This is a genomic window from Paeniglutamicibacter antarcticus (assembly GCF_039544305.1).
In the GTDB taxonomy this organism is placed as follows: Bacteria; Actinomycetota; Actinomycetes; order Actinomycetales; family Micrococcaceae; genus Paeniglutamicibacter; species Paeniglutamicibacter antarcticus_C.
Window position 1 is genome coordinate 207,585 of sequence record NZ_BAABLK010000027.1, and the last position, 25,600, is coordinate 233,184.

Here is a 25,600-nt window from a genome sequence, read left to right on the forward strand (position 1 = left end):
CGCTACGCCACTACCCTCGAGTTCAGTTAATGATCACTAACAATACGTGGTCGCCGGCCAAAGCCCAAGCGGGTCGCCATCGCACCGCGCACCGGCTTTGGCCCAACACCGGCACGGCGCATAACCCGCGTTAGTGACGGCTGGCGGCCAGCAAGCGGGCATACACGCCCAGAAACGAAAGGGGAACCGGCGATCATGATCAGCCTGGAACTTAACGAGGACTACCAAGAGCTCACCAAGACGGTTCGCGAGTTTGCCAACGAAGTCGTCGCTCCGGTCTCGGCCAAGCACGATGCCGAGCATTCCTTCCCCTACTCCGTCATGAAACAGATGGGCGAGCTGGGCCTGTTCGGGCTGCCCTTCAGCGAGGACTTCGGAGGCATGGGAGGGGACTACTTCGCCTTGTCCCTGGCCATCGAGGAACTCGCCCGCGTTGACCAGTCGGTGGCCATCACCTTGGAGGCCGGCGTCAGCCTGGGAGCCATGCCGATCTACTGCTTCGGCAACCAAGCACAGAAGGAGCGCTGGCTTCCGGCCCTGTGCGCGGGGACCGAGCTGGCCGGTTTCGGCCTCACCGAGTCAGGTGCTGGTTCCGACGCCGGAGGCACCGCGACCACCGCGGTCTTGAAGGACGGCTCCTGGGTGATCAACGGAGCCAAGGAATTCATCACCAACAGCGGTACCGATATTTCCACCCTCGTCACCGTCACCGCCGTCACCGGAACCCACAAACGGGACGACGGATCCACCGCCAAGGAAATATCCACCCTACTGGTGCCTCGTGAAACCCCCGGGTACAACGTCGAACCCGCCTACGACAAGGTCGGCTGGCGTGCCTCGGACACCCACCCGCTGCGCTTCGAGGAGGCCACAGTTCCCGAGGAAAACCTTCTGGGAGAGCAGGGACGTGGGTACGCGAACTTCCTCTCGATCCTGGACGAAGGCCGCATCGCCATTGCTGCACTGGGCACCGGTGCCGCGCAGGGATGCCTGGACGAGGCAACGGCCTACGCCAAGACCCGCACCGCCTTTGGCCGCACCATCGGATCCAACCAAGGGATCTCCTTCAAGTTGGCCCGCATGGCCGCCCGTGTTCACACCTCGCGCCTGGCCTACTACTGTGCCGCGGCGAGGATGCTTGCCGGCAAGGACTTCAAGACAGAGGCCGCCATCGCCAAGCTGGTCGCCGGCGAAGCGGCAATGGACAACGCACGCGACGCCACGCAGATCTTCGGCGGCTACGGGTTCATGAATGAGACGCTGGTGGCCCGGCACTACAGGGATTCGAAGATCCTGGAAATCGGGGAAGGCACCACCGAGGTGCAGTTGCTGCTGATCGCCCGCTCGCTGGGACTATAGGACAGGCCGGCAGCTATCGCGGGTGTAGCAACGTGTTTGCGGTCGAGGGCACTGTGGCCCGAGTCGCAACGGGGGAGTCGGCTCATCCAAGCTGGGGGATGCTGCTACCGGCGGGCCTCGTTAACACCTTGAGCCAGAGGGAAGGCGCGTTCGAAGACTGGGCAGTGCGCTTCGTCCGCTCGCGCGGGATACCGGCTTCGAAAACGGCGTGGCTTTTCACTACCGACCGCAATGGCTGCAGGCCGAGGGAATCGTTGGCAAGGGCCAGCAAGAGGCGGTTCAAGACCGAGCTGTCAATCGAAGCCCTTGTGGACCGGCTTCCCTGCGGGCATGTGAAGCTGCTGAGAATATGCCGGCCGATTGCGGGGGCACTATGCAATGCGCGTGAATCGGGCGGCAGGGTAGGTATCGTGACCACCGGGACCGCAGTGCAGCAAAGTCTCAAGATCAAGACGGTCCGGCTTGGCCCCCATGTCGATGCCGAGCTGATCTCCGAGGCAGACGACGAGAAAAGCCGGCCCCGGAGATCTTCACGATTGCCGCGCGCCGCCTGGGTAGGTGCCTGGCCGGTGGTTGGATGATCGGGGACCACCCGCAGGCGGACGTTGCCGGAGAGCACGCAGCAGCTCTGGACACGGGCTGGGTTTTGCGGAGAGCTCGACGGCCAAGGGGCATCGGGTCTCCAACGCGTATGGCGGCAAGCACGGCGCAGCTCGTGGATGCCGTGGTTCGCCCGGGATCCGTCAGTGGTTAAGGATCGAGCCGTTCAATCCGCGAGGGACCGGATGTAACGCGCGTTCGCGGCGATGGCTGGTTTGTACCGTTCAATCTCCGGTGACCCGGCACCATCGGCTATCACTTCAAGCAATGAAGCGACGGCTTCGTCCAAGCGGCTGGAGGCGTGAAGAGAGATCGCGTGGAACACCGCCAGGGATGCGGAATCCGGGAAGGCTTGCCGGGCGCGCGTGAAGACATCCAGCGCACCGTCGAACTCACCGAGGTTGCGCAACGTGGATCCGTATTGGACGTAGCATCGGCGCAGCAGATCACCGGAGAGGCCCGCCCGGAGGGCTTGTTCGTAGTAGGAGCGCGCGGTGTGCCCGTTTCCCGCGGTGTCGTGGGCACCGCCGACTTCGTAGAGCACACGGGCATTTGCCGGGTGCTCCTCCAGAAGCGGCAACAGTGCATCGATGGTGGGCTGCATGTCCTCCCGGTCGCGAGCGGCGAAGATCCGGTCGAGCTCTTCATCAAGTGTCATCCATCCATTGTGCCGTTTCATCGCGGTAGGGGTTTCCGGGCGCCTTCCCCAACACCTGGGATACCGGTGGCGCATCCGGTTCCCGGGAATGGCAGCCACGTGCTGCAGGGAAAGTTTGTAGGATACCTAGGGACGGGGTTCCAGTTTACCGGGTCCTGAACGGGCCGCGCCGGAGTGTGCGGCCCCCAGGACAAGACTCATCGACACGAACAGAAAAGGATGCGTGAGAACCATGGCGGAGAACGAGGACGTACATGAGGTCCACCAACGTGGTCTGTACTTCGATGAACTAGATGCCGGGGCGGTCTACATCCACTCGCCCGGGCGCACCATGACCGAGGCGGACAACGTCCTGTTCACCACGCTGAGCATGAACACCCAGGCGCTGCACCTGGATGCGGCATTCGCCGCGACACAGCCCTTCGGCCGCCGGGTGATGAACTCGATGTTCACCCTGGCCACCATGGTCGGGCAATCGGTCTCCCAGCTGACCCAGGGAACGTTGATGGGCCAGCTGGGCCTGACCGACGTCGGCTTCCCGCACCCCCTGTTCCCGGGCGACACGCTCTACACCCAAACCCGCATCGTGGACCTGCGCCCCTCGAATTCCCGTCCGGGGCTCGGGGTGGCGACCTTTGCCCACGTGGGCAAGAACCAGGACGGCATCACCGTGGCGGAAGCGACCCGGGTGTGCCTGATGTTCACCCGCGAAGCGCACCAGAAGCACCACGACGCCAGCTACGGCACCGACGACTGGGTCTAAGCCGGCCCCGGGCCCAGGCCCCGCCAGCTGTAGCGACGCTCCGGTCGCCCGCTGCCATAGCGAAGCTCCACTCGTGCTCGCCCGATGTCATTGAGGTACTCCAGGTAGCGTCGAGCACTGACCCTGGACAGGCCGAGCATCTGGCCCACCTCGAAAGCCGACAGGTCGCCCCCGGCCGAACGCAGGGCCACCTGCACCCGTTCCATCGTCTCTGGCCCGCAGCCCTTGGGCAGCGGCTTCTCCGTTCCGGCGAGGCCGAAGACCGCGTCCACGTCGGATTGATCGGCAGTGTCCACGGACTCCAGGGAGCGGTACGTGCGCCTGTAGTGTTCCAGGCGCTGGTGCAGGTCCTCCTGGGTGAAGGGCTTCATGAGGTAATGCACGATGCCTCCGCGCAGCGCCCTGCGCACCGTCTCGGACTCGCGGGCGGCACTGATCACCAGGACATCCAGGTCGGGTACCGCGCTGCGCAACTGGCCAAGCAGGTCCAGCCCGGAGATGTCGGGCAGGTGGATGTCCAGCAATACCAGATCCGGCAGGATGCGACGGGCTTCGATGAGGGCCTGCGCCCCGGTGCGCGCGACCCCCGAAACCTCGAATCCGGGCATTTGCGCCACGAACCCCGAATGTATCCGTGCGACCATGAAATCGTCGTCGACGATCAGTACCTTGATCATGCCTTCACGCTCTTCCCGAGGCGGGCGGTGAAGACCGCCCCGTCGTCATTGGCCACATCCACGTCCCCGCCCCGGCGCATGCACACCAGGCGGGTCAATGCCAGGCCGAAGCCGCGTCCGGCGACGGAGGAGGAGGCCTTGGTGCTGTAGCCCTGGAGGAAAATGTTCCCGATGTCGTGCGGGTCCACACCCGTTCCGGAGTCCCGCACCCGCACCGAGACCGTATCCGCGTCCTCCCAGAGCGCGATGCCCACGCTGGCACCGGGGGTTCCGGCGACCGCATCGATGGCATTGTCCACCAGGTTGCCCAGCACCGTGGCCAGATCCCGGGAGAGCGCCTCGTCGATCCGGCCGACCAATGTTGCCGGGTCCATCTCGAGGCCGACCCCGCGCTCGGAGGCGAGCGAGGACTTGGCTATCAGCAGTGCCGCCAGCGCGGGATCCTCGATCCGGGTTGTCACGTCATCGAGCAAACGGGTGCGGCTGAAGCTGACTCCGTCCACGTAGGAGACCACCTCGTCGTATTCTCCCAGCTGGATCAACCCGGAGATCGTGTGCAGCTGGTTGGCGAATTCGTGGGTCTGGGCGCGCAAGGTGTCGGTGGTCATCCGCGTCGCCCCGAGCTCTTTTTCCAAGGTCGATAGCTCGGTGCGGTCCCGCAGCGTGGTCACCGAGCCCACCAGGCGCCCGCGCGATTCCATGGGCCGGCTGTTGAGCACCACCAGGCGCTCGCCGACCAGCACCAACCGGTCGGTGTCCTGTTGCTTCTGGGTCAGCACCTCGCGCAGCGCGGGTTCGATGGACAGGTCGGACAGGGTGCGGCCCTCGCAGTCCTGGGGCCAGCCCAGCAGTCGGCGTGCCGCGTCGTTGACCAGGGTGATGCGTTCTCGCAGGTCTATGGCCACCACCCCTTCCTTGACTCCGTGGAGGATCGCATCGCGGTGTTCAACCAACCCGGTGATTTCCCCCGGTTCCAGTCCCAGGGTCTGGCGCTTGACCCGGCGGGAGAGCAGCAACGAGCCCACGGTCCCCAGGGCCACCGAAATCCCGAGGTAGACCATGAGGTTGGGCGTCGCCTCCAGCAGGCGTTCCACCATCGAGGGGTAGGTGCGGCCCACCAAGGCCATTCCCACCAGCTTTCCGTTGTCATCAAGGACCGGGACGTGGGCATCGAGCATCTCCCGGCCGTCGCGTTCGGTCGCTCCGGTCCAGGCGCGGCCGTGCATGACGGTGGATTCACCCAGCGGGAACCGCTCGCCGAGCATGGACGGGTCCGAGGAGGTGATGACGATGCCCGCGGCGTTGGCCAACAACGCGGTGTCGCTGCCGGAAACCGCGCGGACTGACTCGGCGATGGCAGGGAGCGCCGCACCGAACCGCGGGCTCGCATCGGGCAGCAGCGCCCTGACCAGCGGGATGGATGCGAGGTTCTCCGCGGCGGAAAGCGCCCGCCGGGATTCGACCCGTTCAAAGGTCTGCGTGGACTGCGCCAAGGACATGGCAAGGACCCCCGCCATCACTGCCAGCAGGATCAGCAATTGCAGCGCCAGGAACTGCCCGGCGAGGGTCAGTTTACTGGTGCGGGCGATGCGTGGGCCAATGGAATGCCTGGACACGTGCGGTCCTTTCGATGCCCGGTGGTGCGGAGCGCGATTCGCCCCCGGCTCATGTGCCGGACGGGGGGAACTCTACCCAAGGCGGGCGTTTTCGTTCAATGTGAGCATGAACACAATGAACACAACTTTCTTTGCGAACACAAGGATCGGGACGCGAAAAGCGCACCCTAGTGTGGAGCGCATCACTCATTCGCTTCTTCGAGATAGGAACCATCATGGCACCCACAAAATTCATTCGGCTTGCGGCAGTGGCCGCGGGCCTGATGCTGGCCGCCACCGGATGCGGTGTGACCAGCACCGATTCGGCGTCCTCCGGTGCCGCGGAGTCCGGCCCGGTCTCCGGATTGCGCATCATGGTTCCCAACAGCCCCGGCGGCGGCTACGACACGACCGCCCGCGTCTCGGCAAAGGTCATGGAGGAAACCGACATCGCCAAGTCGCTGGAGGTCTTCAACCTCTCCGGTGCCGGGGGCACCGTGGGACTGGCCCGGATCGTCAATGAAAAGGGCAATGACGACTTGGCCATGCTCATGGGCCTTGGCGTGGTCGGCGCCAGCTACACCAACGACACCGACGCCAAGCTCACCGACACCACGCCGATCGCACGGCTGATCCAGGAGCCCGGGGCCATCATGGTTTCCAAGGACTCCCCGTACAAGACCATTGACGATCTTGTCGCGGCGTGGAAGAAGGACCCCTCCAAGGTCGCCGTCGGCGGCGGCTCATCCCCGGGCGGACCGGACCACCTGCTGCCGATGCAGCTGGCACAGAGCGTGGGCATCGACCCGACCAAGGTCAACTACGTTTCCTACGACGGCGGCGGTGACCTGCTGCCGGCGATCCTGGGCAACAAGCTCGGCTTCGCCGCATCCGGTGCCGGGGAGTTCCTCAAGCAGATCGAATCCGGCGACGTCCGCGTCCTGGCGACCTCCGGTGCCGAACGCCTCGAAGGCGTGGATGCACCGACCCTGAAGGAATCGAACATCGACCTGGAATTCAGCAACTGGCGCGGGCTGGTGGCCCCGCCGGAGATCAGCGACGAGGCAAAGGCCCGCTGGATCTCCATGCTCGAGCAGATGCACGGCACCGAACAATGGAAGAAGGCGCTCGCCGACAACGGCTGGACCGATGCCTTCATCACCGGCGATGAATTCACCACCTTCCTCACCGACCAGGACACCCGCGTTGCCGAGGTTCTGACCAAACTGGGCCTGGCATGAAACCAGTAGCCCTCTGGCTGCGAGGCCGCTCCGAGCTGGGCTTCGCGGCCCTCCTCGGGGCGGTCGGGGTCATTGTGCTCATCGACGCGCTGGGCCTGGAGGTGCCCTTCCAGCAGTCCGACGGGCTGGGTCCCAAGACCGTTCCCTACATCGTGGCGGCGCTGCTGCTGCTGTGCGCGGTGATGCTCGCGGTCAATGTCACCCGCGGCGGAGCGGCCCAGGCCGACGACGGGGAAGACATCGAACCCGGCACCCCCATCGACTGGAAAGTCGTGGTGCCGCTCGGACTGGTCTTCATCATCAACATCATCTTCATCGACACGCTCGGCTGGGTCATTTCCGGAACGTTCCTCTTCTGGGGTAGCGTCTGGGCGCTGGGTGGGCGAAACTACGTCCGTGACGGGCTGATTTCGGTCGCGATGGCCGTGGGCACCTTCTACGGGTTCTACCTGGGCCTGGGCATCCACCTGCCCGCCGGCCTGCTTGAGGGAGTGCTGTAAGTGGATACGCTCAATATGCTCATGCAGGGGTTCGCCACCGCGGCCACCCCCATGAACCTGCTCTTCGCCCTGATCGGGGTGCTGCTGGGCACCGCGGTCGGCGTCCTTCCGGGCATCGGGCCCGCGATGACGGTGGCCTTGCTGCTGCCGGTGACCTACGGGATGGAACCCACCGGGGCGATGATCATGTTCGCCGGGATCTACTACGGGGGCATGTACGGAGGCTCGACAACCTCCATCCTGCTCAATACCCCCGGGGAATCCTCGACGGTCATCACCGCCATCGAGGGACACAAGATGGCCAAGGCCGGACGCGCCGCCCAGGCGCTGGCAACGGCCGCCATCGGGTCCTTCGTCGCCGGGACCATCGGCACCGCACTGCTGGCCACCATCGCCCCCTGGGTGGTGAAGTTCGCCGTGAGCCTCGGTGCCCCGAGCTACCTGGCGATCATGTTGCTGGCACTGATCGCGGTGACGGCGGTCCTGGGATCCTCGAAGTTGCGTGGCTTCGCCGCGCTGGGACTGGGACTGGCGATCGGGCTGGTGGGCATGGACCCGGTCACCGGGCAGGGCAGGCTGCTCTTTTCACAGCCGTTGCTTGCCGACGGGCTGGACATCGTGGTGGTTGCCGTGGCGATCTTCGCCGTCGGCGAGGCACTGTGGGTCGCCGCGCACCTGCGCAAGACCCGCAGCCACACCATTCCCGTCGGACGCCCGTGGATGGGCAAGTCGGACTGGAAGCGCTCCTGGAAGCCGTGGCTGCGCGGAACCGCGCTCGGGTTCCCCTTCGGTGCACTGCCGGCCGGCGGCGCGGAGATACCCACGTTCCTGTCCTACGTCACCGAAAAGCGCCTGTCTAAACATCCGGAGGAGTTCGGCCACGGCGCCATCGAGGGGGTCGCCGGCCCCGAGGCAGCGAACAATGCCTCCGCCGCCGGCACCCTGACCCCGATGCTGGCCCTGGGACTGCCGACCAACGCCACGGCCGCGGTCATGCTGGCGGCCTTCATGCAGTTCGGCATCCAGCCCGGCCCGCTGCTCTTCGAGGACGAGCCGAAGCTGGTGTGGGCGCTGATCGCCAGCCTCTTCATCGGCAACACGTTGTTGCTGCTGATCAACCTGCCCCTAGCGCCGTTGTGGGCCAAGCTGCTGCAGCTTCCGCGGCCCTACCTGTATGCCGGGATCCTGTTCTTCGCCACCTTGGGCGGCTATGCGGTGAACCTGCAGGCCTTCGATTTGGTGCTGTTGCTTCTGCTGGGGTTGCTTGGCTTCGCGATGCGCCGCTTCGGGATCCCGGTGTTGCCGCTGATCATCGGGGTGATCCTTGGCCCCAGGGCCGAGTCACAGCTGCGCAAATCCATGCAGCTCAGCGCGGGGGACCCCGCGGGTCTGTTCAGCGAGCCGATCGCCGTCGTCGTGTACGCGATCATTGCGTTGGTCCTGCTCTGGCCCTTGGCCGCAAAGCTGCTTCGCGGCCTGTTCCCCAAGACGGCCACCGGATTCGAGTCGTTCGTCGAGTCCGACTTCATGGAGGGGACACCCGAAAAGTCCGTCGCCGGGCACCACGTTTCCGGCGACAGCGCCCGGCCGGGCCACAAGTCCGAAGGGGAGCCCGGATCCGCGCCTGGCCAGGGGCCGCCGCACCTCTAGGAAGCCGCAACCCACCGCGGCCCGTGTTTGACTGCCTTGGTGCAGGAAAACACGGGCCGCACCGGCTTAACCCGAACCCGCCTCGCGGGGGGCCTCATATCGGCTCATTGGGTTGGCACAGCAAGAGCGGACATAATGGTCAGGTGAACATCGCGCAGCCTTCGACCCCGCACCCCGCCTCGAGAAAGCCCACGGTCTTCGTTCCGCCAACCCCCGGGTCCATCCGGCGGATCACGCTGATCGGCTCCACCGGATCCATCGGCACACAGGCCCTGGATGTCATCGCCGCGGCGCCGGAGCGCTTCACGGTCGCCGCCCTTTCCGGCGGGCACAACCTCGGGCTGCTGGCCAGCCAAGCCGTCTCCACGCGCGCGGCCGCCGTGGGCTGCGCGCACCCCGATCTCGACGCGCTTTGCGCAGCCATCGACGAAGCCTGCGAGTTGGCCGGGGTACGCGGCTATTCCCCGGCACTGTTCGCCGGTCCCGCAGCCGCCACGGACATCGCCACGTTTTCGGCCACCGACGTGGTGCTCAACGGCATCACCGGATCCATCGGGCTCGCCCCCACCCTGGCCGCGTTGGATGCCGGACACCTGCTGGCACTGGCCAACAAGGAGTCCTTGATCGTCGGCGGGGAACTGGTCAAGGCAGCCGCCGCACCGGGGCAACTGGTCCCGGTGGACTCCGAGCATTCGGCCTTGGCCCAGGCGCTGCGTGCCGGTGCCCCGGAGGAAGTGCACAAGCTGATCGTCACCGCCTCGGGAGGTCCCTTCCGTGGTTGGAGCCGGCAGGCATTGGCCGATGCCACCCCGGCCCAGGCATTGGCCCACCCCACCTGGGCGATGGGCAAGGTGGTGACCACCAACTCGGCGACGATGGTCAACAAGGCGCTGGAAGTCATCGAGGCCCACTTGCTCTTCGGCATCCCGCTGGAGCGCATCGAAGCGGTGGTGCATCCCCAGTCGGTGGTGCACTCGATGGTCGAGTTCATCGACGGGTCCACCATCGCCCAGGCCTCACCGCCGGACATGGCCCTTCCCATCGCCCTGGGCATGGGGTGGCCGCACCGGGTCCCCGGAGCCGCGGCACCCTGCGACTGGAGCGCCGCCGCGTCTTGGACCTTCGAACCACTGGACACCGATGCCTTCCCGGCGATCGAGCTGGCCAAGGAAGCAGCGATGGCCTCGCCCACCCACATGGCCGTGTACAACGCGGTGAACGAGGAAGCCGTGAGCGCATTCCACGCCGGCTCCATCCGATTCACCGACATCGTCGAGACGATCGAGGCGATCCTGCAGAAATACACCCCGGACACCGCCACCCTGGATCTGGATACGGTGCTGGCCGCCGAGACCTGGGCACGAAACGCCGCCGCCAAACGTTTGGAAACACTGTGAGCATCCTTCTTTTCATCCTCGGGGTGCTGATCATGGTGATCGCCGTCGGCGTATCCATCGGCCTGCACGAGGTCGGCCACTTGGTTCCGGCCAAGGCCTTCGGCGTGCGCGTTCCGCAATACATGATCGGCTTCGGCAAGACCTTGTGGTCCTTCAAGCGAGGGGACACCGAATACGGTTTCAAGGCGATCCCGCTGGGCGGCTACATCTCCATGATCGGGATGTACCCACCGGCGAAGAACAAGGGGGCGGTGGGCGCCACCGACGCCCCGGTGTTGCGCAAGTCCTCCACCGGCATGTTCCAGCAGATGGCTGACGAGGCCAGGCACATGGCCGCCGAGCAGTTGCAGGATGGCGATGACAACCGGCTGTTCTACAAGCTGCCAGTCCACAAGCGGATCATCATCATGCTCGGCGGACCGATCATGAACCTGCTCATCGGCATCGTGATGATCGGCATCGTCACCGTCGGGTTCGGCCTTCCTACCCAGACCAGCACCGTGGCCGATGTTTACAAGTGCGTAGTGCCCCTGGGCCAGGAGGCCAACCGCGATTCCTCGGTGAACGACGGCTGCCTTCCCTCGGATGTTGCCGGTCCGGCCTACGCCGCGGGGCTGCGTCCCGGGGACGTGATCACCTCCTTCGACGGCGCGCCGGTGGGCGAAACCGACTGGGCAGCGTTGACCGCCTCGATCCGTTCCCACGCCGGGGAATCCGTGGCCCTTGACTACGAGCGCGAGGGCGTCGCGCACTCCACCACCATCACCCCGTATAAGACCGAGCGACCGATGGTCAACGAGGCGGGCCAGCTGATCACCGATTCCTCCGGGGCCACCAAGACCCAGGACGTCGGGTTCATCGGCATGGGCTCGAAGGTGAGCAACATTTCCCAGCCTGTATCCGCTGTCCTCCCCGCGGTGGGCCAACAGCTCACCGGGGTCGCCAAGGTGGTCATCGACCTGCCGGCCCGCGTAGCCGCCGTGGGCAAGGCCGCCTTCACCGACGCCCCGCGTGATCCCAACGGGCCGATCTCCGTGGTGGGCGTGGGCCGCATTGCCGGGGAGATCAGCGCGATGGAGCAGATCGGTGTGGTGGACAAGGCCGCCTCGCTGGTTTCGCTGGTCGGCGGGCTGAACATCGCCCTGTTCGTCTTCAACCTGATCCCGCTGCTTCCCTTGGATGGCGGGCACATCATCGGTGCACTCTACGAATCAATACGCCGTCTCTTCGCCAAGATCTTCCACCGCGCCGATCCGGGGCCGGTGGACATCGCCAAGATGCTGCCGCTGACCTATGTGGTTTTCGCCGGAATGCTGGTCATGGGTGCGGTGCTGGTCTATGCGGACATCGTCAAGCCTGTCACCTTGTCAAACTGACCTAGTATGATGGGTGCATGAAAGCTGCCATTTACCTGCGTATCTCCAAAGACACCACCGGCGAAGGTCTCGGGGTCGAACGACAGCGCGAAATATGCCGCCGACATGCGGAATACAAGGGCTGGGAAGTCGTCAAAGAGTACGTAGACAACAGCATTTCAGCCACAAAGAAAGTGCAGCGGCCGGCCTACGATCGCATGATCGAAGACGTGAAAGCCGGAGGCATCGACGTAGTTGTGTCATGGAAGATTGACCGCCTCACCCGCCGTCCAATCGAGATAGAGCAGTGGATAGAGCTGCACGAAAAGCACGGCGTGAACCTGGCCACCGCAGACGGCGATATTGACCTAAGCACCGGGTCCGGGCAGACCATTGCCGGGATCTTGGCCAACATTGCCCGCGGTGAAATGAAAACGAAATCTGACCGACAGCGCGCCGCGGGACTGCAACGCGCCCAGCAGGGCAAGCAATGGGGCCCCCATCGGCCGTACGGTTTCGAGCACGTCACCATGGCACACGTTCCCCTCGAGGTGGAGAACGTGCGCGGCATGTACGACGACCTGATAGCGGGCGTCTCACAGCACGCCATTGCTCGGGGACTCAACGAGCGTGGCCAACTCTCCACCACTGGGAAACCATGGAATCAAACCACCGTCCGCAATCTCTTGCGGGCCCCGCGTAACGCCGGTCTAAGCCACTACAAGGGCGAGATAGTGGGCAAGGGCCAGTGGGACCCCATCGTCACCGAAGAGACCTACCGCGTGGCCTTGGAACGCACCAGCACGAACGCCGGCGGGGGAGGGGCCCGGAAGTACCTGCTCACCGGCGTAGCCAAATGCGGGATATGTGGGCAAGGCATGGTGACTGCATACCTTCCCGGGAAGAAGCGGACCTACGCGTGCACATCTGGCAAGCACGTTGCCCGGGCTGCCGATGCCCTCGAGTACCAGGTCACCGAAACGGTCCTTGCAATCCTCGACGCAACACCATTGCCGGATCTCACAGCAGACAAGAGCGCACCAAAGTATAGCCAGCTGACAAAGGATGCAGACACGCTGCGCCACCGCCTCGACTCACTGGCCACGGAGTTTGCAGACGGCGACCTCACGGCATCCCAGCTGCGTACGGCCACCGAGCGGATACAGGGGAACCTCGCCCAGATTGAGAAGGCCATGGCCAGGCGTGGGGCCGCGGGTATCCTCGCACCATTGGCCGGCGCCGGGGACGTTCGGGAGAAGTGGGGGAAACTGTCAATCCCTCGCCAGCGTTCCATCATCGACGCACTGGCAGTGGTGACGGTGCACCCGGTGAAGAACCGCGCCCGCCCGGAACCGGAGGCGGTGCAGGTAGTCCCCAGGCAATGAGCAGTGTCGCATAATCCCGGCGTCTTGGACTTCCGATAACGAGACACGTTTATGCGACCGGGAACCCTTGAATCGACGCGGACCGCCCGGAGCCGGATCACGTCGCACCACACCACCGTATTTGAGACAGGAAAACATCGTGACCGAGATAGACCCGGAAGACTACGACCAGTCGTCGCACCGCCTAGAAATTCTCACGGCGACCTATGACCTTTGGGAACGCATCAAGACAGAGCGCCCGGAGCTGGGAGACCCCGCCGCGCTGCGCCCCGTGATGTTGAAGTGCTCCAAGAGGCACGACATCATGGCGGTGAAGATCCGCACGCACGGGCTCGAGGGCACAGAGCCGAACGTGAACTTTGAAATCCTGCCGGGAGCAGCCGGCGCAAACTTGACTACCGACAGCCGACCGACTGCACACCTCGACAACTCGCCAGGCAACGTCATTGCCGACCTCGAGCGCGTGACCATCCAATGCCCAGTGTGCCGGGTGAAGAATCCCAAGCGGAACATCGTGCTCAAGGCTGACAGCCTATTGTTGCGCTACGTGGCGGCCCTGGCCACCGGGAAAAAGTCCATCGTACTTGAGTAGGGGATTCATGCGTCATGGCCACGTTGCAACTATCGCGACGCACTGATAGTTTAGAGGTGAATCACAAGCATGTGATTCGAGCGGGGCTCACGGCCCGGATATGTACAACACCGTGAGTACGGCGAAAAGCCACAGTTTCAGCGGACTGTTTCCTTAGTAGGAGACCGTCCACCATGTCCGCTGTAAACCATTTCAAAGCCAAAGTTGGAGCGCTTTCACGCTCACGGGCTGACAATGACCCCGACCTGATCGAAGCACGCCGCAACCTCAAAGCTGCGCGCCTAACCGATCAGATCCGCGTCGCACTCAACACGGGCCCCAAGCTCGACGCCGAGCAGCTCAAACAGCTTTCCACCCTCTTGCAGGGAAGTGCCGCATGAGCGCGCCCGCCGAAGCCCTCGCCGCGCACATTGCCAAGGTTGCTGCGTCCTGGCCACCGCTCACGCAAGCTCAAGTAGACCGCGTATCCACGCTATTCATCGGCGGTGAGCGTTCCTAATGAGCGACCACAAAAAGCAAGAGGCCCCGGCGGCGAACCAGGGCCCTGCAACAGCATCACACGATGACCCAACTCTACCCGACACATGCGAAGGTATCGACCCCACCGGCCTAATCGCAGGGGTCTATGTAGCCGTGGTTCAGGTCCGCGGCGATCACGTGCCCCGCCGCTACCGACGCCGCACCTACTGGAACCTTCCCAGCGCCCAACGCGCCCTTGATCGTGCCACCACCGAAGGGCTCGAGGCCCACTTAGTACTGTGCCGACTCATGCCAGTAGGTGAGGCCGAATGACGACAGATCAAGAGCTGACAGACTTCATCTGCAAGAATCGCACCGCGTCGCGCATCTACTTCATGGGCATCGAAGCCGGCTACATTCAAGGCTTCAACGCGGCCGACCGCAGCGCCGAAACCGAAGCCGAGCACGCCGCCCGCATCTTCTATGCCATGGACGCACAAGAGGCCCACCAGCGGGCCGCGGCCAAGAATGCAGCCGAATGGGTAGACGTGGCGCAGCACCGCGCCCAAAGCGCCGGAGGTGCCCACTAATGACCATTCCCGACTACTTCCAAGCCGACACCTACGACGCCGCCCCAATCCAGTGGCAAGACAGCGGGCTACGCTCACACCAGCGCATTGCCGCCCGGTTCGCCCAGTATGCAGAATCAACCGCGCTCTATGTCCACGGCACCGGCTGGCACTACTGGGACGGTGCCCGCTGGGCCGCTGACCTCCACAAGGTACAGGCACACAAGACACTGACCGAACTTATAAAAGTCTGCTGGGCCGCAGAAGGGATGACAGACAAAGACCTAGCGGCCGACCTGCGCGCCGCTAACACCGGGGCAGGATCAAACAGCGTCCTAGATCTCGCTTCACGCCGACTATTCGCCGCCGAAGTTGACGTAGACCCGTACCTACTGAACTGCCAAAACGGCACCCTCGACCTTCACAAACTCGAATTGCGACCACACGACCCGGCCGACCAGATCACGAAAATATGCAATGCCAGCTACACGCCAGGCATCGACAGTGCCCGATGGGTCGACTTCCTCAACTCATCGTTGCCAGACGTCGCGGTTCAGGAATTCTTGCAACGGTTCACGGGGTCCGCACTCATTGGGAAAGTCATTGATCACGTACTTGTCATAGCGACCGGCACAGGACGAAACGGGAAATCTGTGCTTGCCAACGCCGTGGCAAACATGCTCGGGGACTACGCCGTCACCGCCTCAAACGACATGCTTGTCTCGGGGAAATACAAGGGGCACAAATCCGCCGGGGAGTTGTCCGCTCAAATGGTCCTGCGCGGTTCACGATTCGCTGTCATGTCCGAACTTGAGAAGGGCTCGGAGCTGGCAGAATCCACCATGAAAACGCTCACAGGTGGAGACACCATTTCAGCAAAGTTCATGGGCCAAGACCGGATTGAATTCAAACCATCCCATTCGTTCTTCATGCTCACCAATGAACTGCCCAACGTGGACCCCACCGCGAAGGCCGTTTGGGCACGAATGCGCGTGGTCCCGTTCGATGTCTCTTTCGAGGGCAAGGAAGACACCCGCCTCGAGGATGACCTACAGCTAGCCGCTGACTCCATCCTTGACTGGGCAGTAGCCGGCCTTTGGGCATACCACCGGGAAGGGCTAAATGCGCCTGCCCAGGTACTCGCCCGCACCGATGCTTACCGCGCCGAGAATGACACCGTCCAACAATTCATGGCCGACGAATGCGTGATGAACCCGAACGCCCGCGTGAGCCGGTCGGACCTGCATCATGCATACCTCGAATGGGCACGAGACAACGGAGCGGAACAGCTCACGCCCCGGGCCCTTGTGCCCCGTGTTGCAGCCCTTCCCGGCATCGGAGAGGCAAAGATACGCGGAACCCTCCACTGGAAGGGGGCAGGACTCAAAAATGATGAACCCAATACTGACTAGGCGAAACGCTGAAATGGGGGCACGAGGGGGCAGCAGGGGGCACTCTTTTGCATCGACTCTCGGGGGAATCGAATGTAGGGGACTAGTGCAAACGTCTACCCCATCTACCCCCAGCGCCCCCACTGGACAAACTCACACCGAAGGAACCGCCCCGTGAACAACCTCCAAGAGCTGATCCAAGCCCACAAGGGCAAGCGCTCATATGCCAACCTTGCCGAAGCATCCGACGGGCAGGTCAAGGCCGCTTCACTCCAAGCCCTGGCCACCGCGACCGGCACAGCATTCCCCAGCGTGAACACCCTCCAAGGCATCGCGACCGCCCTCAACCTACACATCAACGACGTTGTGCTAGCAGCAGGCAGGAGCGCCGGCCTCGACACACACCCGATGCCAGACGTGCACGACCTCAACGAACGCGTCTTCTACCACCAGCACCACGCCGCAACCCACAAAGCCCAGCTGGCCGCCCTGCGCGCCCGCATCATCAACCCCCAGGAGCTCTGAACCATGGCCAAGCAAAAGCACGACATTGGACACCAGAAACGCCAGCGCGCACTACTCGAAGCAGCCAAGCGCGCAACCTCCAAGAGCAACTACACCCAACGCGCACCACGACACCAGGACGACGACCAGCAGGACCGACGCCATGACTAACGCAGAGACCTCATGGACGCCACCAGAATCCGATGACCTCATGGACGCCACCAGACAATGCACCGCCAAAGCCAAGCAATCGGGGAACCGATGCAAGCGGGTCCCGGCCAAGGGCGCGACCGTCTGCAACATCCATGGAGCAAAGGCCCCATCCGTTGCCGCGAAGGCAGCCGAGCGAGTGCAACAGGACGCCGCCAGACGAGCTCTAAAAGCTCTTGGGGAACCGACCCCCATAGACCCGGCGCAGGCCCTGCTAAAGCTCATTGCGTGGAAGCACGGGGAGGTCCAATGGTTGCGCGGGAAGGTGCAGGAATTGGAACCCGCGCATCTGGCATGGGGAACGATAGAGCACCGGGAAGGTGTGGGCCCCGAAGGACCTATCTCCGTGTCCACAGAGAAGGCGTTGCCAAGCGTGTGGTGGTCCCTCCTGCGCCAAGCCGAAGACCAGCTTGCCGAGTACGCCTCGAAGGCCCTGCGCGCCGGAGTCGAAGAGAGACGCCTGCGTATGGCCGAAGCTGACGGGGCACTTGTGGCTATGGTCGTGCGCCGCATCCTTGACCGGCTGAACCTCACCACGGAACAGGCCGCACTCACTGGGCAGATTGTTCCGGAGGAAATGCGCCGGCTAGCGGGGGATGCAGCATGAGCGGCTACCGGCCCAAGTCCCGGGCCCGCATTGCCCGTGCTGTCTTATCGCCGCTGACTTCACACGTCCTTGTGACAAGGTTGCCGGACCCGGCCGTGCTGGCCCAGATCCTCGCCAACCTGCCACCAGGGGAGCGCGCCAAGGTCATGGACGAGGTTCACGAAATCCGCGAGTCCGCAGAGGCTTACCGCGAGATGCAGGGTCTACGGACTATGGCAGCACTTGCGGCAGCACCGGAGCCGCCCGCGTGGGTATCTACCGCCGTTGCAGCGCGAGAGCTTGACCGGACGGTGAACATGGTCCGCAAGTACCGGGAAGCCGGGCGACTGACTGGGAAGCGTGACGGGAAGTTCTGGCATATTTCCCGCGAGAGCTTGGACGCCTTGAAGCTGGCCCAGACCATGCCGAAGGCCGCCTAGTTACCTCAAATTCCCGTGTTTGGGGAAATTAGCAGCACGATACTTTGCACCCGGGCAGAGTGGGGCATGTCAGGTTCATTTCCTCCTTCTCTCCCTGACACCGAGCGTCCGGAGCCGGGTTGCCCGCAAGGGTTTTTCGGACGCTCACCCCCAATGGTGGGCCGGGAGCTGGATCGCCCCGGCCCACCGAACAACACCAATACTTTCGGAAGTAGGGACCATGGCAGAGCCAACCAACCAAGACATCGTGAACGCACTCAACGGCGTTTCCAGCCCCGCAAAGGAAGCCCACAACGACAGCATCCACCGCGTGCTGACTGGACAGCCCAGCAAAGTCGAAGAGGCCCACCAGAACGCCGTACTCAAGGCACTGGGCCACGACGACCAGAACCCCATCGGCACAGGCAAGCCCGGCGCCAACGATTGGCTGGGCACGTTGGGCGTGGAAGCCGCCAAGACGCAGCTTGCAGAGGCCATGCTCAAGGCAGATCCGAAGCTCACCGGCGGCATCGTCGAAATGCGTGTAGAGCAGGCACTCATTGAAGCCTACGAAACCGCGGCCGCATCCAACCCCACCGAGTTTGACCGTCTCGACGAAGCTGCGCGCATCATCAAGGAACGGGCCACCAGCACCACGGCCACGGTGCGCGAAGCGAAGCCGAAGAGCGCGACCACCAAGCCCGCGGCCAAGCTGAGCACCACACCTAAGACGACACGCGTCAACGGGAACATTCAGATGATTAGCGAACAGGGCAAGAGCCCGTGGCTCTAAGGCTCAAAGCCGCCGCCCTGCACATCGGCGGGAAGATCCACCCGCTCATGGGTCCGATCTTCACCGGCCGGCCCAACTCCACAGGCGTGGGAGACACCTGCACTATGTGCATTGGGAACTATCCCGGGAACGCGGACAGTGAAGTGATCGATGCCAGCGGCCACAAGTCCTATGTGTGCCTCGCCCATGAGCTTCTATTGCACCGGGCGTTCGGTGTCCGCAAGACAGGCGGGGACGGCGTGAGCGAGTACGCAGGATACGCCTTGGGCCACATCATGGACGGCGTGCACAGACCCCGATGGATGCCCGCCCGACTCTATGCCCGCCTCGAGTCCCGCGCCGCGTACTGGGCCCGCCTGCTGGCCCTCACCACGATTGTGGATAAGGCCCGACCGATAGCAGAGGCACAAGCCGCCCGCATGGAAGCCGCGGCCGCCGAGCTTGACCGCAACACCCGCAAACTTACCGACTGACTTAGGAGCATCACACCATGGCCCTTATCGCCACGAGTGCCGAACGCGCACAGAACAACATCATCAAAGCCGAGGCCACCGTCACCGAGTGGCAAGCCAAGGCAGCAGCAGCACGCGCCGAAGCAAACGACCTCGACGCCAACGCCGGGGCCGCGATCCTCGAAGACGAGAGCGCCGCCGAACGCGTCACCTTGCAGGTGCAGAGCTTGGAACGCAAGGCCCGCGCCTATGACCAGGCAGCAACCGAGGCAGCCGGCCGACTGAAAACGGCACGCCTTGCAGCGCTGGAAACCGCCGCCGAGGACGAAACAGCCCGCGCCGACAAGGCACGCAAGCAAGCCGACGCGCACGAGGCCAAGGTCAATGCCATGCTGGCCAAGCTCGAAGAGTTCGACGATGCCGAGTGGGAGCGCCGGAGCTACCGGGAAGGCACTGCCACGGTGTCCCATGTTGGCAAGGCCGGGGCACTCCGTGACGAAGCATTCCGCGGCGACGTTCGCACGGCCGTCATCCGATACTTCATCGCCAACGGGAAAACACCTGATAGTTTCTGGGAAATCAACCAGCAGCTAGGGACCGACTTCCCCTCGATGGGCCAGCCGCTCTACGAATACGCCGGCATGGTCCCGGATTGTGTCACCGAAGCACTGGCAGACGGCCGCACGTTCAACTAGGGGAGACTAGGACCATGAGCAACGAGACAGACACCACGGCACAGCCCGGGCCCATGGAGCGCGCCGCACGCATGTTTGAAGACGGTTCATTGGGATACCCGCCGATCACCGGCGACGACCCGGAGAACCCCGGCCCGACCGTTTGGGGAGCAGCCGACGCCCTGGCCAAGGTGCAGGAACTTTTCAAATCAGATCCGGACTATGCCGAGACGCTGGGCATCAGTCGCCGGGGGATGGACTTCATCACCGGGGCAGAAGCTACGCTGCGCGCCGCAAGCATCGACCTGTAGGGGAGTGGGAACCATGACCGAAGAACAGCAGGTAGAACTAGCCGACCAGCTGGCCGCCATGCGGGCACCAATGGAAGATGGGCGCATGGTTGTGTCAAAGGCCGGCCGTGCGTTCCTTGCAGGGGCAGAGACCGCCCTGCGCGTCGCCGCAGCTTAGACCCGTTCCAGCAGGGCCCCGCCGTTATTGGTGGGGCCTTTGTTGTGTCTCAAATACGTTGGATGGGTGCGACTTGGAACGAACGCATTTCAAATGTGAGCGTGCTGCATGTTTCCGCGGTTCGCTCAGTCTTGCAAACGTGTCGCATAACCTGTTAGTCTCATATCAACATCACAACGGGAATATGAGACTAAGGGATCAGGACATGGCACGCATCGGATATGCACGAGTCAGCACCACCGACCAGGACGCCGCACTACAGACCAGCGCACTCGAAGCCGCCGGATGCACCCGCGTATTCACCGATGACGGCGTGAGCGGCACCAAAGCCGAACGCCCCCAGCTGACCGCCATGCTCGACCACCTGCGCGAAGGTGACACCGTAGTCATCTGGAAGTTCGACCGGCTGGGCCGCAACACAAAGAACCTGCTCGACCTGATCGAAACCATTGAAGCCAAGGGCTGCATGTTTGAATCCCTCACCGAGCGCATCGACACCGCCGGCCCCATGGGGAAGGCCATGCTCACCATCATGTCCGCGTTCGCACAGCTCGAGAGAGACCAGATCGTAGAGCGCACACGGGCAGGACTGGCCGAAGCAGCAAAGAACGGACACCACGGAGGCCGACCCCGCAAGGCAAACCAACTAGATTTGTTCGATGCCCGCAAGTGGAAAGCCGAAGGCAAGGGCGTGGATTACATCGCCAAGCGTCTACAAGTCTCACGCGCCACCGTCTACCGCTACCTAGCCACCGCCGAATAACTAAGACCAGGGCACCCCGCCCAACCGACCACCACCACACAAATGGAGATAGACGCATGACAACGAGCACCACGAGCACCACCGCCCCGCAGAGCATCGACCTCAACGCCAACGGCCGGGGATTCAACCACTTTGCGCTAAAGAATCAGATCACGGAATCAATCGTCATGGGAACACCGGTAACGGCACTGTGTGGAGCCACCTACGTTATCCAAGCGCAAGGCGGAGGAACGGCACGCGGGCCCAAGCTGGCCGTCTGCGCCATGTGCAAAGACCTCCACGAAAACATGATCGAACGGAACAACGCGAAGTCCTGACCGTCACGACAGAGGCCCCGCCACCATAACGGTGAGCGGGGCCTTTCCATGGCATAAGGGACGCCACGACCTTTTCACGGTTGACCCTGAAAAGTCCGACTGCGCCTAGCTATGCCTTATCCGGGTGTGCAGCATAAGCCCCGACGTTCCGCCGACAAGCCCGTGCGTTCATGTACTCGCCGGGCTCACGGGAACTAATCAGGGAATCTAGCGCTTCATTCACATCTCCTTGTGATGCACTCCCGTTGCTCTCGATTCGTTCCAACATGAAGCCGAGCACATGCCACGCGCCGTGATCATTCAAGTCTGCTATTTTCATTTCTCGCAAAGTTGCCATTGCTTCTAGATCCTCAATAGTTAGTTTTATCGGCGACTGGCCGGCGGAAAATCTCTACTGTAGCGGGGCCCGGCCCACTGAATCGACACACGCCGTGCACAGTGGCAGAGCATCCGCGCCACCATAGAGCACTGGCCGCGTGCTGTAGTCCTGCCCCTGCCAATCACCGGGATACACAGCGAAGTAATCAGAGAAGCCGTACGCGCCGCACCAAGCGATCACCTGCACCCCAGCAAAGAACCGCGGACGATGCCACACCTTCCCCGCTCCAATGGTGAATGCACCAGCGTCATAGATCGAAGCCGAAGGACTTACCGGGTAACCATGCGGCCGTGTTGCCCGCCCTTGTGTTGCCCGCTCCTGTTGTGTCTGCATGAAACTACCTCTCATAGTGGCGAAGGATGGAACGCCGGCCGCTCACGTTGCCAGGGGATCAGGTTGCTTACGTGCTCACGGGGTCCGGTTCAAAGAGTAGAAGAGCGGAGCCCATAGGGCCCTGGCCTTGCAAGGTCCCCACCCCAGAATTTCCCAAAGCCCCCGCCCACTCTCAGCGATATTTGAACGACCTGTAGCGCACCCTCAAAACGAGGGCACGCTGTCGTCACCCGGTGCCCCGGCCGTGGGCGTCGGTAGCCAAGCGGTATTGGCCTAAAGGTGGGTACTAAACCGCGCTGTCACTGTGAAGCGCTAGGACAGTAGGAACGCGCCGAGCGTGTGGCTCGGAAGCGGCCACGGAATCCCCCAAGAGTCCCGTGATCACTTCCCAACCACCGCCCAAGGGAGTACAAACTGTGTACGCCCCGGGGGAGTGGGAGAGGCCCTAGAACGGACCCGTGAGCAGGGAGGGGAGAGCGGCAACCATGAGCGCTACGGAGACGCAGGACAGCCAAAACACGCTTTGTGCCGTGCGTTGTACTGCGCGCTTCACTTGGCCACCTGCTCAATGCTGACCAGGTTGTCAGCGGAACAGGGCTGGGCCTTATCGTGGCCGTCGAAAAGTACGGGCACGAAGCCGGGGATGGAGGCATAACGCGGCGTGGACTCTGCCACGGTGCCAGTCTTGCCAGCAGGGAACACTCTTACGCGAGTTCCGGGCGTGAATGGACTAGGATTATTCATGTTGCCGTCCTTAGTTACGGTGACCACGCCCCGGAGTGTTTCAGCACTGCCGGGGCCTTTATGTGTTCACACTAAGGTTGCCCCGGTGTCGATCTTCGGTTGACCCGGCGGGGTACCTGGCCGATCGCAGGTCGGGATTGGCTCGCGGGGCACTGGGCCGACGGACCCGGGCCGCAGGGATGATCCCGGTCGCTGCGGAGGTCGCCGGCGTGCGCCGGCGGGGGAGCGGAGACACCTTTGGGCCCGGGACGCATTATGCTGTTGCCCATGAGTGTTTTTGCAGTTGAATACGTATATGTTGCCGATACCGAGTCCATCCGCGACGAACATCGCCCGGCGCACCGGGAATTTCTGGCCGGTCTGGTCGCGGATTCCGATGGAATCGCACTGGTTGCCTCGGGTCCCTACGTCGATGGTTCCGGCGCCTTGCTGCTGATTGCGGCCCCGAGCCAGGCAGCCTTGGCGGAGAGACTGGCCAAGGACCCGTTCGCCATCAACGGCACCATCGCCGTGCTGCGGATGACCGAATGGAGCCCTGTCACCGGTGAACTCGCGCACCATGCCTAGCTAGCACCGAAGTGTGATCAGGGGCCTTGCCTTGGCCCGTGGGAGCGCGTATAGCTTCGCCCTGCGAGATTACTGCCCCTGGAGGGGGCCCGCAGGGGTGATAATGGAATCAGCTTGAACACTAAACACCACGGAGGAAATCTTGACCTCGATCCCGGTCAGTCTCGGCATGCCACAGGCTCCGCCACCGGTTCTTGCCCCACGACGCAAGACCCGCCAAATCAACGTGGGTTCGGTCGGTGTTGGCTCCGAGAGCCCCATCAGCATCCAGTCGATGACGACGACTCCGACGACGGACATCAACGCCACGCTGCAGCAGATCGCCGAACTTACGGCCACCGGTTGCGACATCGTGCGTGTTGCCTGCCCGGCGACCGAGGACGCACTGGCATTGCCGATCATCGCAAAGAAGTCGCAGATCCCGGTGATCGCCGACATCCACTTCCAGCCCAAGTACGTCTTCGCCGCGATCGACGCCGGTTGCGCCGCCGTCCGGGTGAACCCGGGGAACATCCGCAAGTTCGACGACCAGGTCAAGCAGATCGCCGAGGCCGCCAAGGCCGCGGGCACCTCGATCCGCATCGGTGTCAACGCCGGTTCGCTGGATCCGCGCCTGATGGAAAAGTACGGCAAGGCGACCCCCGAGGCCCTTGTCGAATCCGCCGTCTGGGAAGCCTCGCTCTTTGAGGAACACGACTTCCACGACTTCAAGATCTCGGTGAAGCACAACGACCCGGTTGTGATGGTCCGCGCCTACGAGCTGCTGGCCGAGCGCGGGGACTGGCCGCTGCACCTCGGAGTCACCGAGGCAGGCCCTGCCTTCCAAGGAACCATCAAGTCCGCCACCGCCTTCGGCGCATTGCTCTCCAAGGGCATTGGGGACACCATCCGCGTCTCGCTCTCCGCCCCGCCGATTGAGGAAGTCAAGGTCGGCGCGCAGATCCTGCAGTCGCTGAACCTGCGCCCGCGTAAGCTCGAGATCGTTTCCTGCCCGTCCTGTGGCCGCGCCCAGGTGGATGTATACACGTTGGCCGACCAGGTTACCGCGGGCCTGGAAGGACTCGAGGTGCCGCTGCGTGTTGCCGTGATGGGCTGCGTCGTCAACGGACCCGGCGAGGCCCGCGAGGCGGACCTCGGTGTGGCTTCCGGCAACGGCAAGGGCCAGATCTTTGTTAAGGGCAAGGTCATCAAGACAGTGCCCGAAGACCAGATTGTTGAGACACTGATAGAAGAGGCGATGCGCATCGCCGAGGAAATGGGGAATGCGGATGGCGAAAATCCTGTCCAAAGTGGCCCCGTGGTTACCGTCAGCTAGACGCAACCCGGGAGCCGGCGACGCGCTCACATCGGCCATCCGTGTCTTGGGGGACGCGGACAGCGCAGCCTTGCGCGCACTCGTTTCCCTTGACCCTGTTGCGAACATCTTCATGGATGCGCAGTTGGACGTCACCGGATCCGCCCGTCCGGGCATGGGCGGTTCGCTGATCCTGGGCCGTTTCGAAGGTTCCTTGCTGGTCTCCGCGTGCTGGATCGGGGCCAACATCGTCCCGATCAACATCACGGCGGCCGATGCCGAGGAGTTCGGTCGGGCCGTGAAGTCGCTGAACCGCACCTTTGCCTCCTGCTTTGGCCCCTCCGAGGCGGTCATGGGGATGTGGAGCGTACTTGTCGAGGGCCCGCAACAGGCCTTCAGCGTACGCCCCAACCAACCCCTGATGACCCTCTCCGGAGCCCCTTGCGTCGAACCCGCCCCCATGCTGAGGCCCAGCCACCCGGGGGAGTACGACGTTGTCTTGCCCGCCTGCGCGCAGATGTTCGAGGAGGAGCTAGGGTACTCGCCGCTAACCAACGGCGGATCGTTTTACCGCTCCCGGGTCCGCTCGTTGATCGCCTCGGGACATTCGCTGCTCGACCTCGACGCAAACGGCGCGATCACCTTCAAAGCCGAATTGGGCACCGTCACCCCCCGGGCAACGCAAATCCAGGGTGTCTGGATGAGCCCCGGGCAGCGCGGGATGGGCAAGGCCGCCGGTTACATGGCGGCCGTTGCCCAGTATGCACTGGGACTTGCCCCGACCACCAGCCTCTACGTCAACGATTACAACGCCCCGGCAATCGCCACCTACACCAAGGTCGGATTCGAAGAGATCGGAGAGTTTGCGACCATCCTCTTCTGAGTCCCCGGCCGCTTCGGGAGCCC

33 protein-coding genes are annotated in these 25,600 nt (G+C 63.5%); 29 read left to right on the plus strand and 4 right to left on the minus strand.

The window, feature by feature from the left end; all coding sequences use genetic code 11:
- Positions 1-195 precede the first annotated feature (195 nt).
- The 3 genes from ABEA12_RS08795 (at position 196) to ABEA12_RS18665 (ending at position 2,113) form a co-directional block, all read left to right on the plus strand.
- Positions 196-1,359 carry an acyl-CoA dehydrogenase family protein gene (locus ABEA12_RS08795; protein WP_210101530.1) on the plus strand — a complete coding sequence of 388 codons (1,164 nt, stop codon included), beginning with the start codon at positions 196-198 and terminating at the stop codon, positions 1,357-1,359.
- Positions 1,360-1,769: 410 nt separating this feature from the next.
- Positions 1,770-1,940 (plus strand): hypothetical protein, encoded by a 171-nt coding sequence (locus tag ABEA12_RS08800; protein WP_345467681.1) that lies wholly within the window; start codon positions 1,770-1,772, stop codon positions 1,938-1,940.
- Positions 1,922-2,113, plus strand: coding sequence for an HAD family hydrolase (locus ABEA12_RS18665; RefSeq protein WP_425571760.1), 192 nt, complete (start codon positions 1,922-1,924; stop codon positions 2,111-2,113). The genes ABEA12_RS08800 and ABEA12_RS18665 overlap by 19 nt, the downstream gene beginning before the upstream one ends.
- A 12-nt stretch (positions 2,114-2,125) precedes the next feature.
- Here the strand turns inward: ABEA12_RS18665 and ABEA12_RS08805 are convergent, their stop codons facing one another.
- Positions 2,126-2,617, minus strand: coding sequence for a tetratricopeptide repeat protein (locus tag ABEA12_RS08805; protein ID WP_210101529.1), 492 nt, complete (start codon positions 2,615-2,617; stop codon positions 2,126-2,128).
- 232 nt (positions 2,618-2,849) lie between these two features.
- Between ABEA12_RS08805 and ABEA12_RS08810 the strand changes: the two genes are divergently transcribed.
- Positions 2,850-3,380, plus strand: coding sequence for a MaoC family dehydratase (locus ABEA12_RS08810; RefSeq protein WP_210101528.1), 531 nt, complete (start codon positions 2,850-2,852; stop codon positions 3,378-3,380).
- Here the strand turns inward: ABEA12_RS08810 and ABEA12_RS08815 are convergent.
- Together ABEA12_RS08815 and ABEA12_RS08820 are read right to left on the minus strand one after the other, a co-directional pair.
- Entirely contained in the window at positions 3,377-4,057 is a 681-nt protein-coding gene (locus ABEA12_RS08815; protein WP_210101527.1) for a response regulator, read from the minus strand. The genes ABEA12_RS08810 and ABEA12_RS08815 overlap by 4 nt on opposite strands.
- Positions 4,054-5,628, minus strand: a complete 1,575-nt coding sequence (locus ABEA12_RS08820) for a sensor histidine kinase (protein WP_210102622.1) — start codon at positions 5,626-5,628, stop codon at positions 4,054-4,056. Before ABEA12_RS08820 ends, ABEA12_RS08815 begins: the two co-directional genes overlap by 4 nt.
- Before the next feature lie 260 nt (positions 5,629-5,888).
- Here ABEA12_RS08820 and ABEA12_RS08825 point away from each other — a divergent pair, with 260 nt between their 5' ends.
- The 22 genes from ABEA12_RS08825 to ABEA12_RS08930 all read left to right on the plus strand — a co-directional run bounded on the left by ABEA12_RS08825 (position 5,889) and on the right by ABEA12_RS08930 (position 21,377).
- A complete protein-coding gene (locus tag ABEA12_RS08825; protein ID WP_210101526.1) occupies positions 5,889-6,893 on the plus strand; it encodes a Bug family tripartite tricarboxylate transporter substrate binding protein in 1,005 nt (334 codons plus the stop codon).
- Positions 6,890-7,393, plus strand: a complete 504-nt coding sequence (locus tag ABEA12_RS08830) for a tripartite tricarboxylate transporter TctB family protein (RefSeq protein WP_210101525.1) — start codon at positions 6,890-6,892, stop codon at positions 7,391-7,393. The genes ABEA12_RS08825 and ABEA12_RS08830 overlap by 4 nt, the downstream gene beginning before the upstream one ends.
- 15 nt (positions 7,394-7,408) lie before the next feature.
- Positions 7,409-9,043, plus strand: coding sequence for a tripartite tricarboxylate transporter permease (locus ABEA12_RS08835; RefSeq protein ID WP_425571761.1), 1,635 nt, complete (start codon positions 7,409-7,411; stop codon positions 9,041-9,043).
- 221 nt (positions 9,044-9,264) lie between these two features.
- Positions 9,265-10,440 (plus strand): 1-deoxy-D-xylulose-5-phosphate reductoisomerase, encoded by a 1,176-nt coding sequence (gene dxr, locus ABEA12_RS08840; protein ID WP_210102620.1) that lies wholly within the window; start codon positions 9,265-9,267, stop codon positions 10,438-10,440.
- The gene (locus tag ABEA12_RS08845) at positions 10,437-11,816 is read left to right on the plus strand and encodes a M50 family metallopeptidase (protein WP_345467693.1); all 1,380 of its coding nucleotides are present in this window, start codon (positions 10,437-10,439) and stop codon (positions 11,814-11,816) included. The genes dxr and ABEA12_RS08845 overlap by 4 nt, the downstream gene beginning before the upstream one ends.
- Before the next feature lie 17 nt (positions 11,817-11,833).
- Positions 11,834-13,180 (plus strand): recombinase family protein, encoded by a 1,347-nt coding sequence (locus tag ABEA12_RS08850; protein ID WP_210101524.1) that lies wholly within the window; start codon positions 11,834-11,836, stop codon positions 13,178-13,180.
- 139 nt (positions 13,181-13,319) lie between these two features.
- Entirely contained in the window at positions 13,320-13,772 is a 453-nt protein-coding gene (locus ABEA12_RS08855; protein WP_210101523.1) for a hypothetical protein, read from the plus strand.
- Positions 13,773-13,945: 173 nt separating this feature from the next.
- The gene (locus ABEA12_RS08860; RefSeq protein ID WP_210101522.1) at positions 13,946-14,152 is read left to right on the plus strand and encodes an O-methyltransferase; all 207 of its coding nucleotides are present in this window, start codon (positions 13,946-13,948) and stop codon (positions 14,150-14,152) included.
- 118 nt (positions 14,153-14,270) lie between these two features.
- The gene (locus ABEA12_RS08865; RefSeq protein WP_210101521.1) at positions 14,271-14,564 is read left to right on the plus strand and encodes a hypothetical protein; all 294 of its coding nucleotides are present in this window, start codon (positions 14,271-14,273) and stop codon (positions 14,562-14,564) included.
- Entirely contained in the window at positions 14,561-14,821 is a 261-nt protein-coding gene (locus ABEA12_RS08870; protein WP_210101520.1) for a hypothetical protein, read from the plus strand. The genes ABEA12_RS08865 and ABEA12_RS08870 overlap by 4 nt, the downstream gene beginning before the upstream one ends.
- Positions 14,821-16,212, plus strand: a complete 1,392-nt coding sequence (locus tag ABEA12_RS08875; protein ID WP_210101519.1) for a DNA primase family protein — start codon at positions 14,821-14,823, stop codon at positions 16,210-16,212. The genes ABEA12_RS08870 and ABEA12_RS08875 overlap by 1 nt, the downstream gene beginning before the upstream one ends.
- Before the next feature lie 153 nt (positions 16,213-16,365).
- On the plus strand, positions 16,366-16,716 hold the full coding sequence (locus ABEA12_RS08880) for a hypothetical protein (RefSeq protein ID WP_210101518.1): 351 nt from the start codon (positions 16,366-16,368) through the stop codon (positions 16,714-16,716).
- Positions 16,717-16,719: 3 nt separating this feature from the next.
- The gene (locus tag ABEA12_RS08885) at positions 16,720-16,866 is read left to right on the plus strand and encodes a hypothetical protein (RefSeq protein WP_210101517.1); all 147 of its coding nucleotides are present in this window, start codon (positions 16,720-16,722) and stop codon (positions 16,864-16,866) included.
- The gene (locus tag ABEA12_RS08890; protein WP_210101516.1) at positions 16,859-17,512 is read left to right on the plus strand and encodes a hypothetical protein; all 654 of its coding nucleotides are present in this window, start codon (positions 16,859-16,861) and stop codon (positions 17,510-17,512) included. Before ABEA12_RS08885 ends, ABEA12_RS08890 begins: the two co-directional genes overlap by 8 nt.
- Positions 17,509-17,931, plus strand: coding sequence for a helix-turn-helix domain-containing protein (locus tag ABEA12_RS08895; protein ID WP_210101515.1), 423 nt, complete (start codon positions 17,509-17,511; stop codon positions 17,929-17,931). The genes ABEA12_RS08890 and ABEA12_RS08895 overlap by 4 nt, the downstream gene beginning before the upstream one ends.
- Before the next feature lie 220 nt (positions 17,932-18,151).
- Positions 18,152-18,703: a hypothetical protein gene (locus ABEA12_RS08900; RefSeq protein WP_210101514.1), complete on the plus strand. Its 552-nt coding sequence runs from the start codon at positions 18,152-18,154 to the stop codon at positions 18,701-18,703.
- A complete protein-coding gene (locus tag ABEA12_RS08905) occupies positions 18,694-19,176 on the plus strand; it encodes a hypothetical protein (protein ID WP_210101513.1) in 483 nt (160 codons plus the stop codon). Before ABEA12_RS08900 ends, ABEA12_RS08905 begins: the two co-directional genes overlap by 10 nt.
- A 17-nt stretch (positions 19,177-19,193) precedes the next feature.
- Positions 19,194-19,850 carry a hypothetical protein gene (locus ABEA12_RS08910; protein WP_210101512.1) on the plus strand — a complete coding sequence of 219 codons (657 nt, stop codon included), beginning with the start codon at positions 19,194-19,196 and terminating at the stop codon, positions 19,848-19,850.
- Between the two features lie 14 nt (positions 19,851-19,864).
- The gene (locus ABEA12_RS08915) at positions 19,865-20,140 is read left to right on the plus strand and encodes a hypothetical protein (protein ID WP_210101511.1); all 276 of its coding nucleotides are present in this window, start codon (positions 19,865-19,867) and stop codon (positions 20,138-20,140) included.
- Positions 20,141-20,153: 13 nt separating this feature from the next.
- Entirely contained in the window at positions 20,154-20,297 is a 144-nt protein-coding gene (locus ABEA12_RS08920) for a hypothetical protein (RefSeq protein ID WP_210101510.1), read from the plus strand.
- 205 nt (positions 20,298-20,502) lie between these two features.
- Entirely contained in the window at positions 20,503-21,060 is a 558-nt protein-coding gene (locus ABEA12_RS08925) for a recombinase family protein (protein WP_210101509.1), read from the plus strand.
- Between the two features lie 56 nt (positions 21,061-21,116).
- Complete coding sequence (locus tag ABEA12_RS08930) at positions 21,117-21,377, plus strand: DUF3039 domain-containing protein (RefSeq protein WP_210101508.1); 261 nt, start codon at positions 21,117-21,119, stop codon at positions 21,375-21,377.
- A 1,261-nt stretch (positions 21,378-22,638) separates the two neighbouring features.
- On the opposite strand, the gene ABEA12_RS08935 is transcribed toward ABEA12_RS08930, so the two are convergent.
- Positions 22,639-22,764 carry a hypothetical protein gene (locus tag ABEA12_RS08935; protein ID WP_345467707.1) on the minus strand — a complete coding sequence of 42 codons (126 nt, stop codon included), beginning with the start codon at positions 22,762-22,764 and terminating at the stop codon, positions 22,639-22,641.
- 336 nt (positions 22,765-23,100) lie between these two features.
- On the opposite strand from ABEA12_RS08935, the gene ABEA12_RS08940 reads away from it, so the two are divergent.
- The 3 genes from ABEA12_RS08940 (at position 23,101) to ABEA12_RS08950 (ending at position 25,577) form a co-directional block, all read left to right on the plus strand.
- Positions 23,101-23,400, plus strand: coding sequence for a YciI family protein (locus ABEA12_RS08940; protein WP_210101507.1), 300 nt, complete (start codon positions 23,101-23,103; stop codon positions 23,398-23,400).
- A 169-nt stretch (positions 23,401-23,569) separates the two neighbouring features.
- Complete coding sequence (gene ispG, locus ABEA12_RS08945) at positions 23,570-24,715, plus strand: flavodoxin-dependent (E)-4-hydroxy-3-methylbut-2-enyl-diphosphate synthase (protein WP_425571762.1); 1,146 nt, start codon at positions 23,570-23,572, stop codon at positions 24,713-24,715.
- The gene (locus ABEA12_RS08950; protein ID WP_210101505.1) at positions 24,669-25,577 is read left to right on the plus strand and encodes a GNAT family N-acetyltransferase; all 909 of its coding nucleotides are present in this window, start codon (positions 24,669-24,671) and stop codon (positions 25,575-25,577) included. The genes ispG and ABEA12_RS08950 overlap by 47 nt, the downstream gene beginning before the upstream one ends.
- Positions 25,578-25,600: the final 23 nt, after the last annotated feature.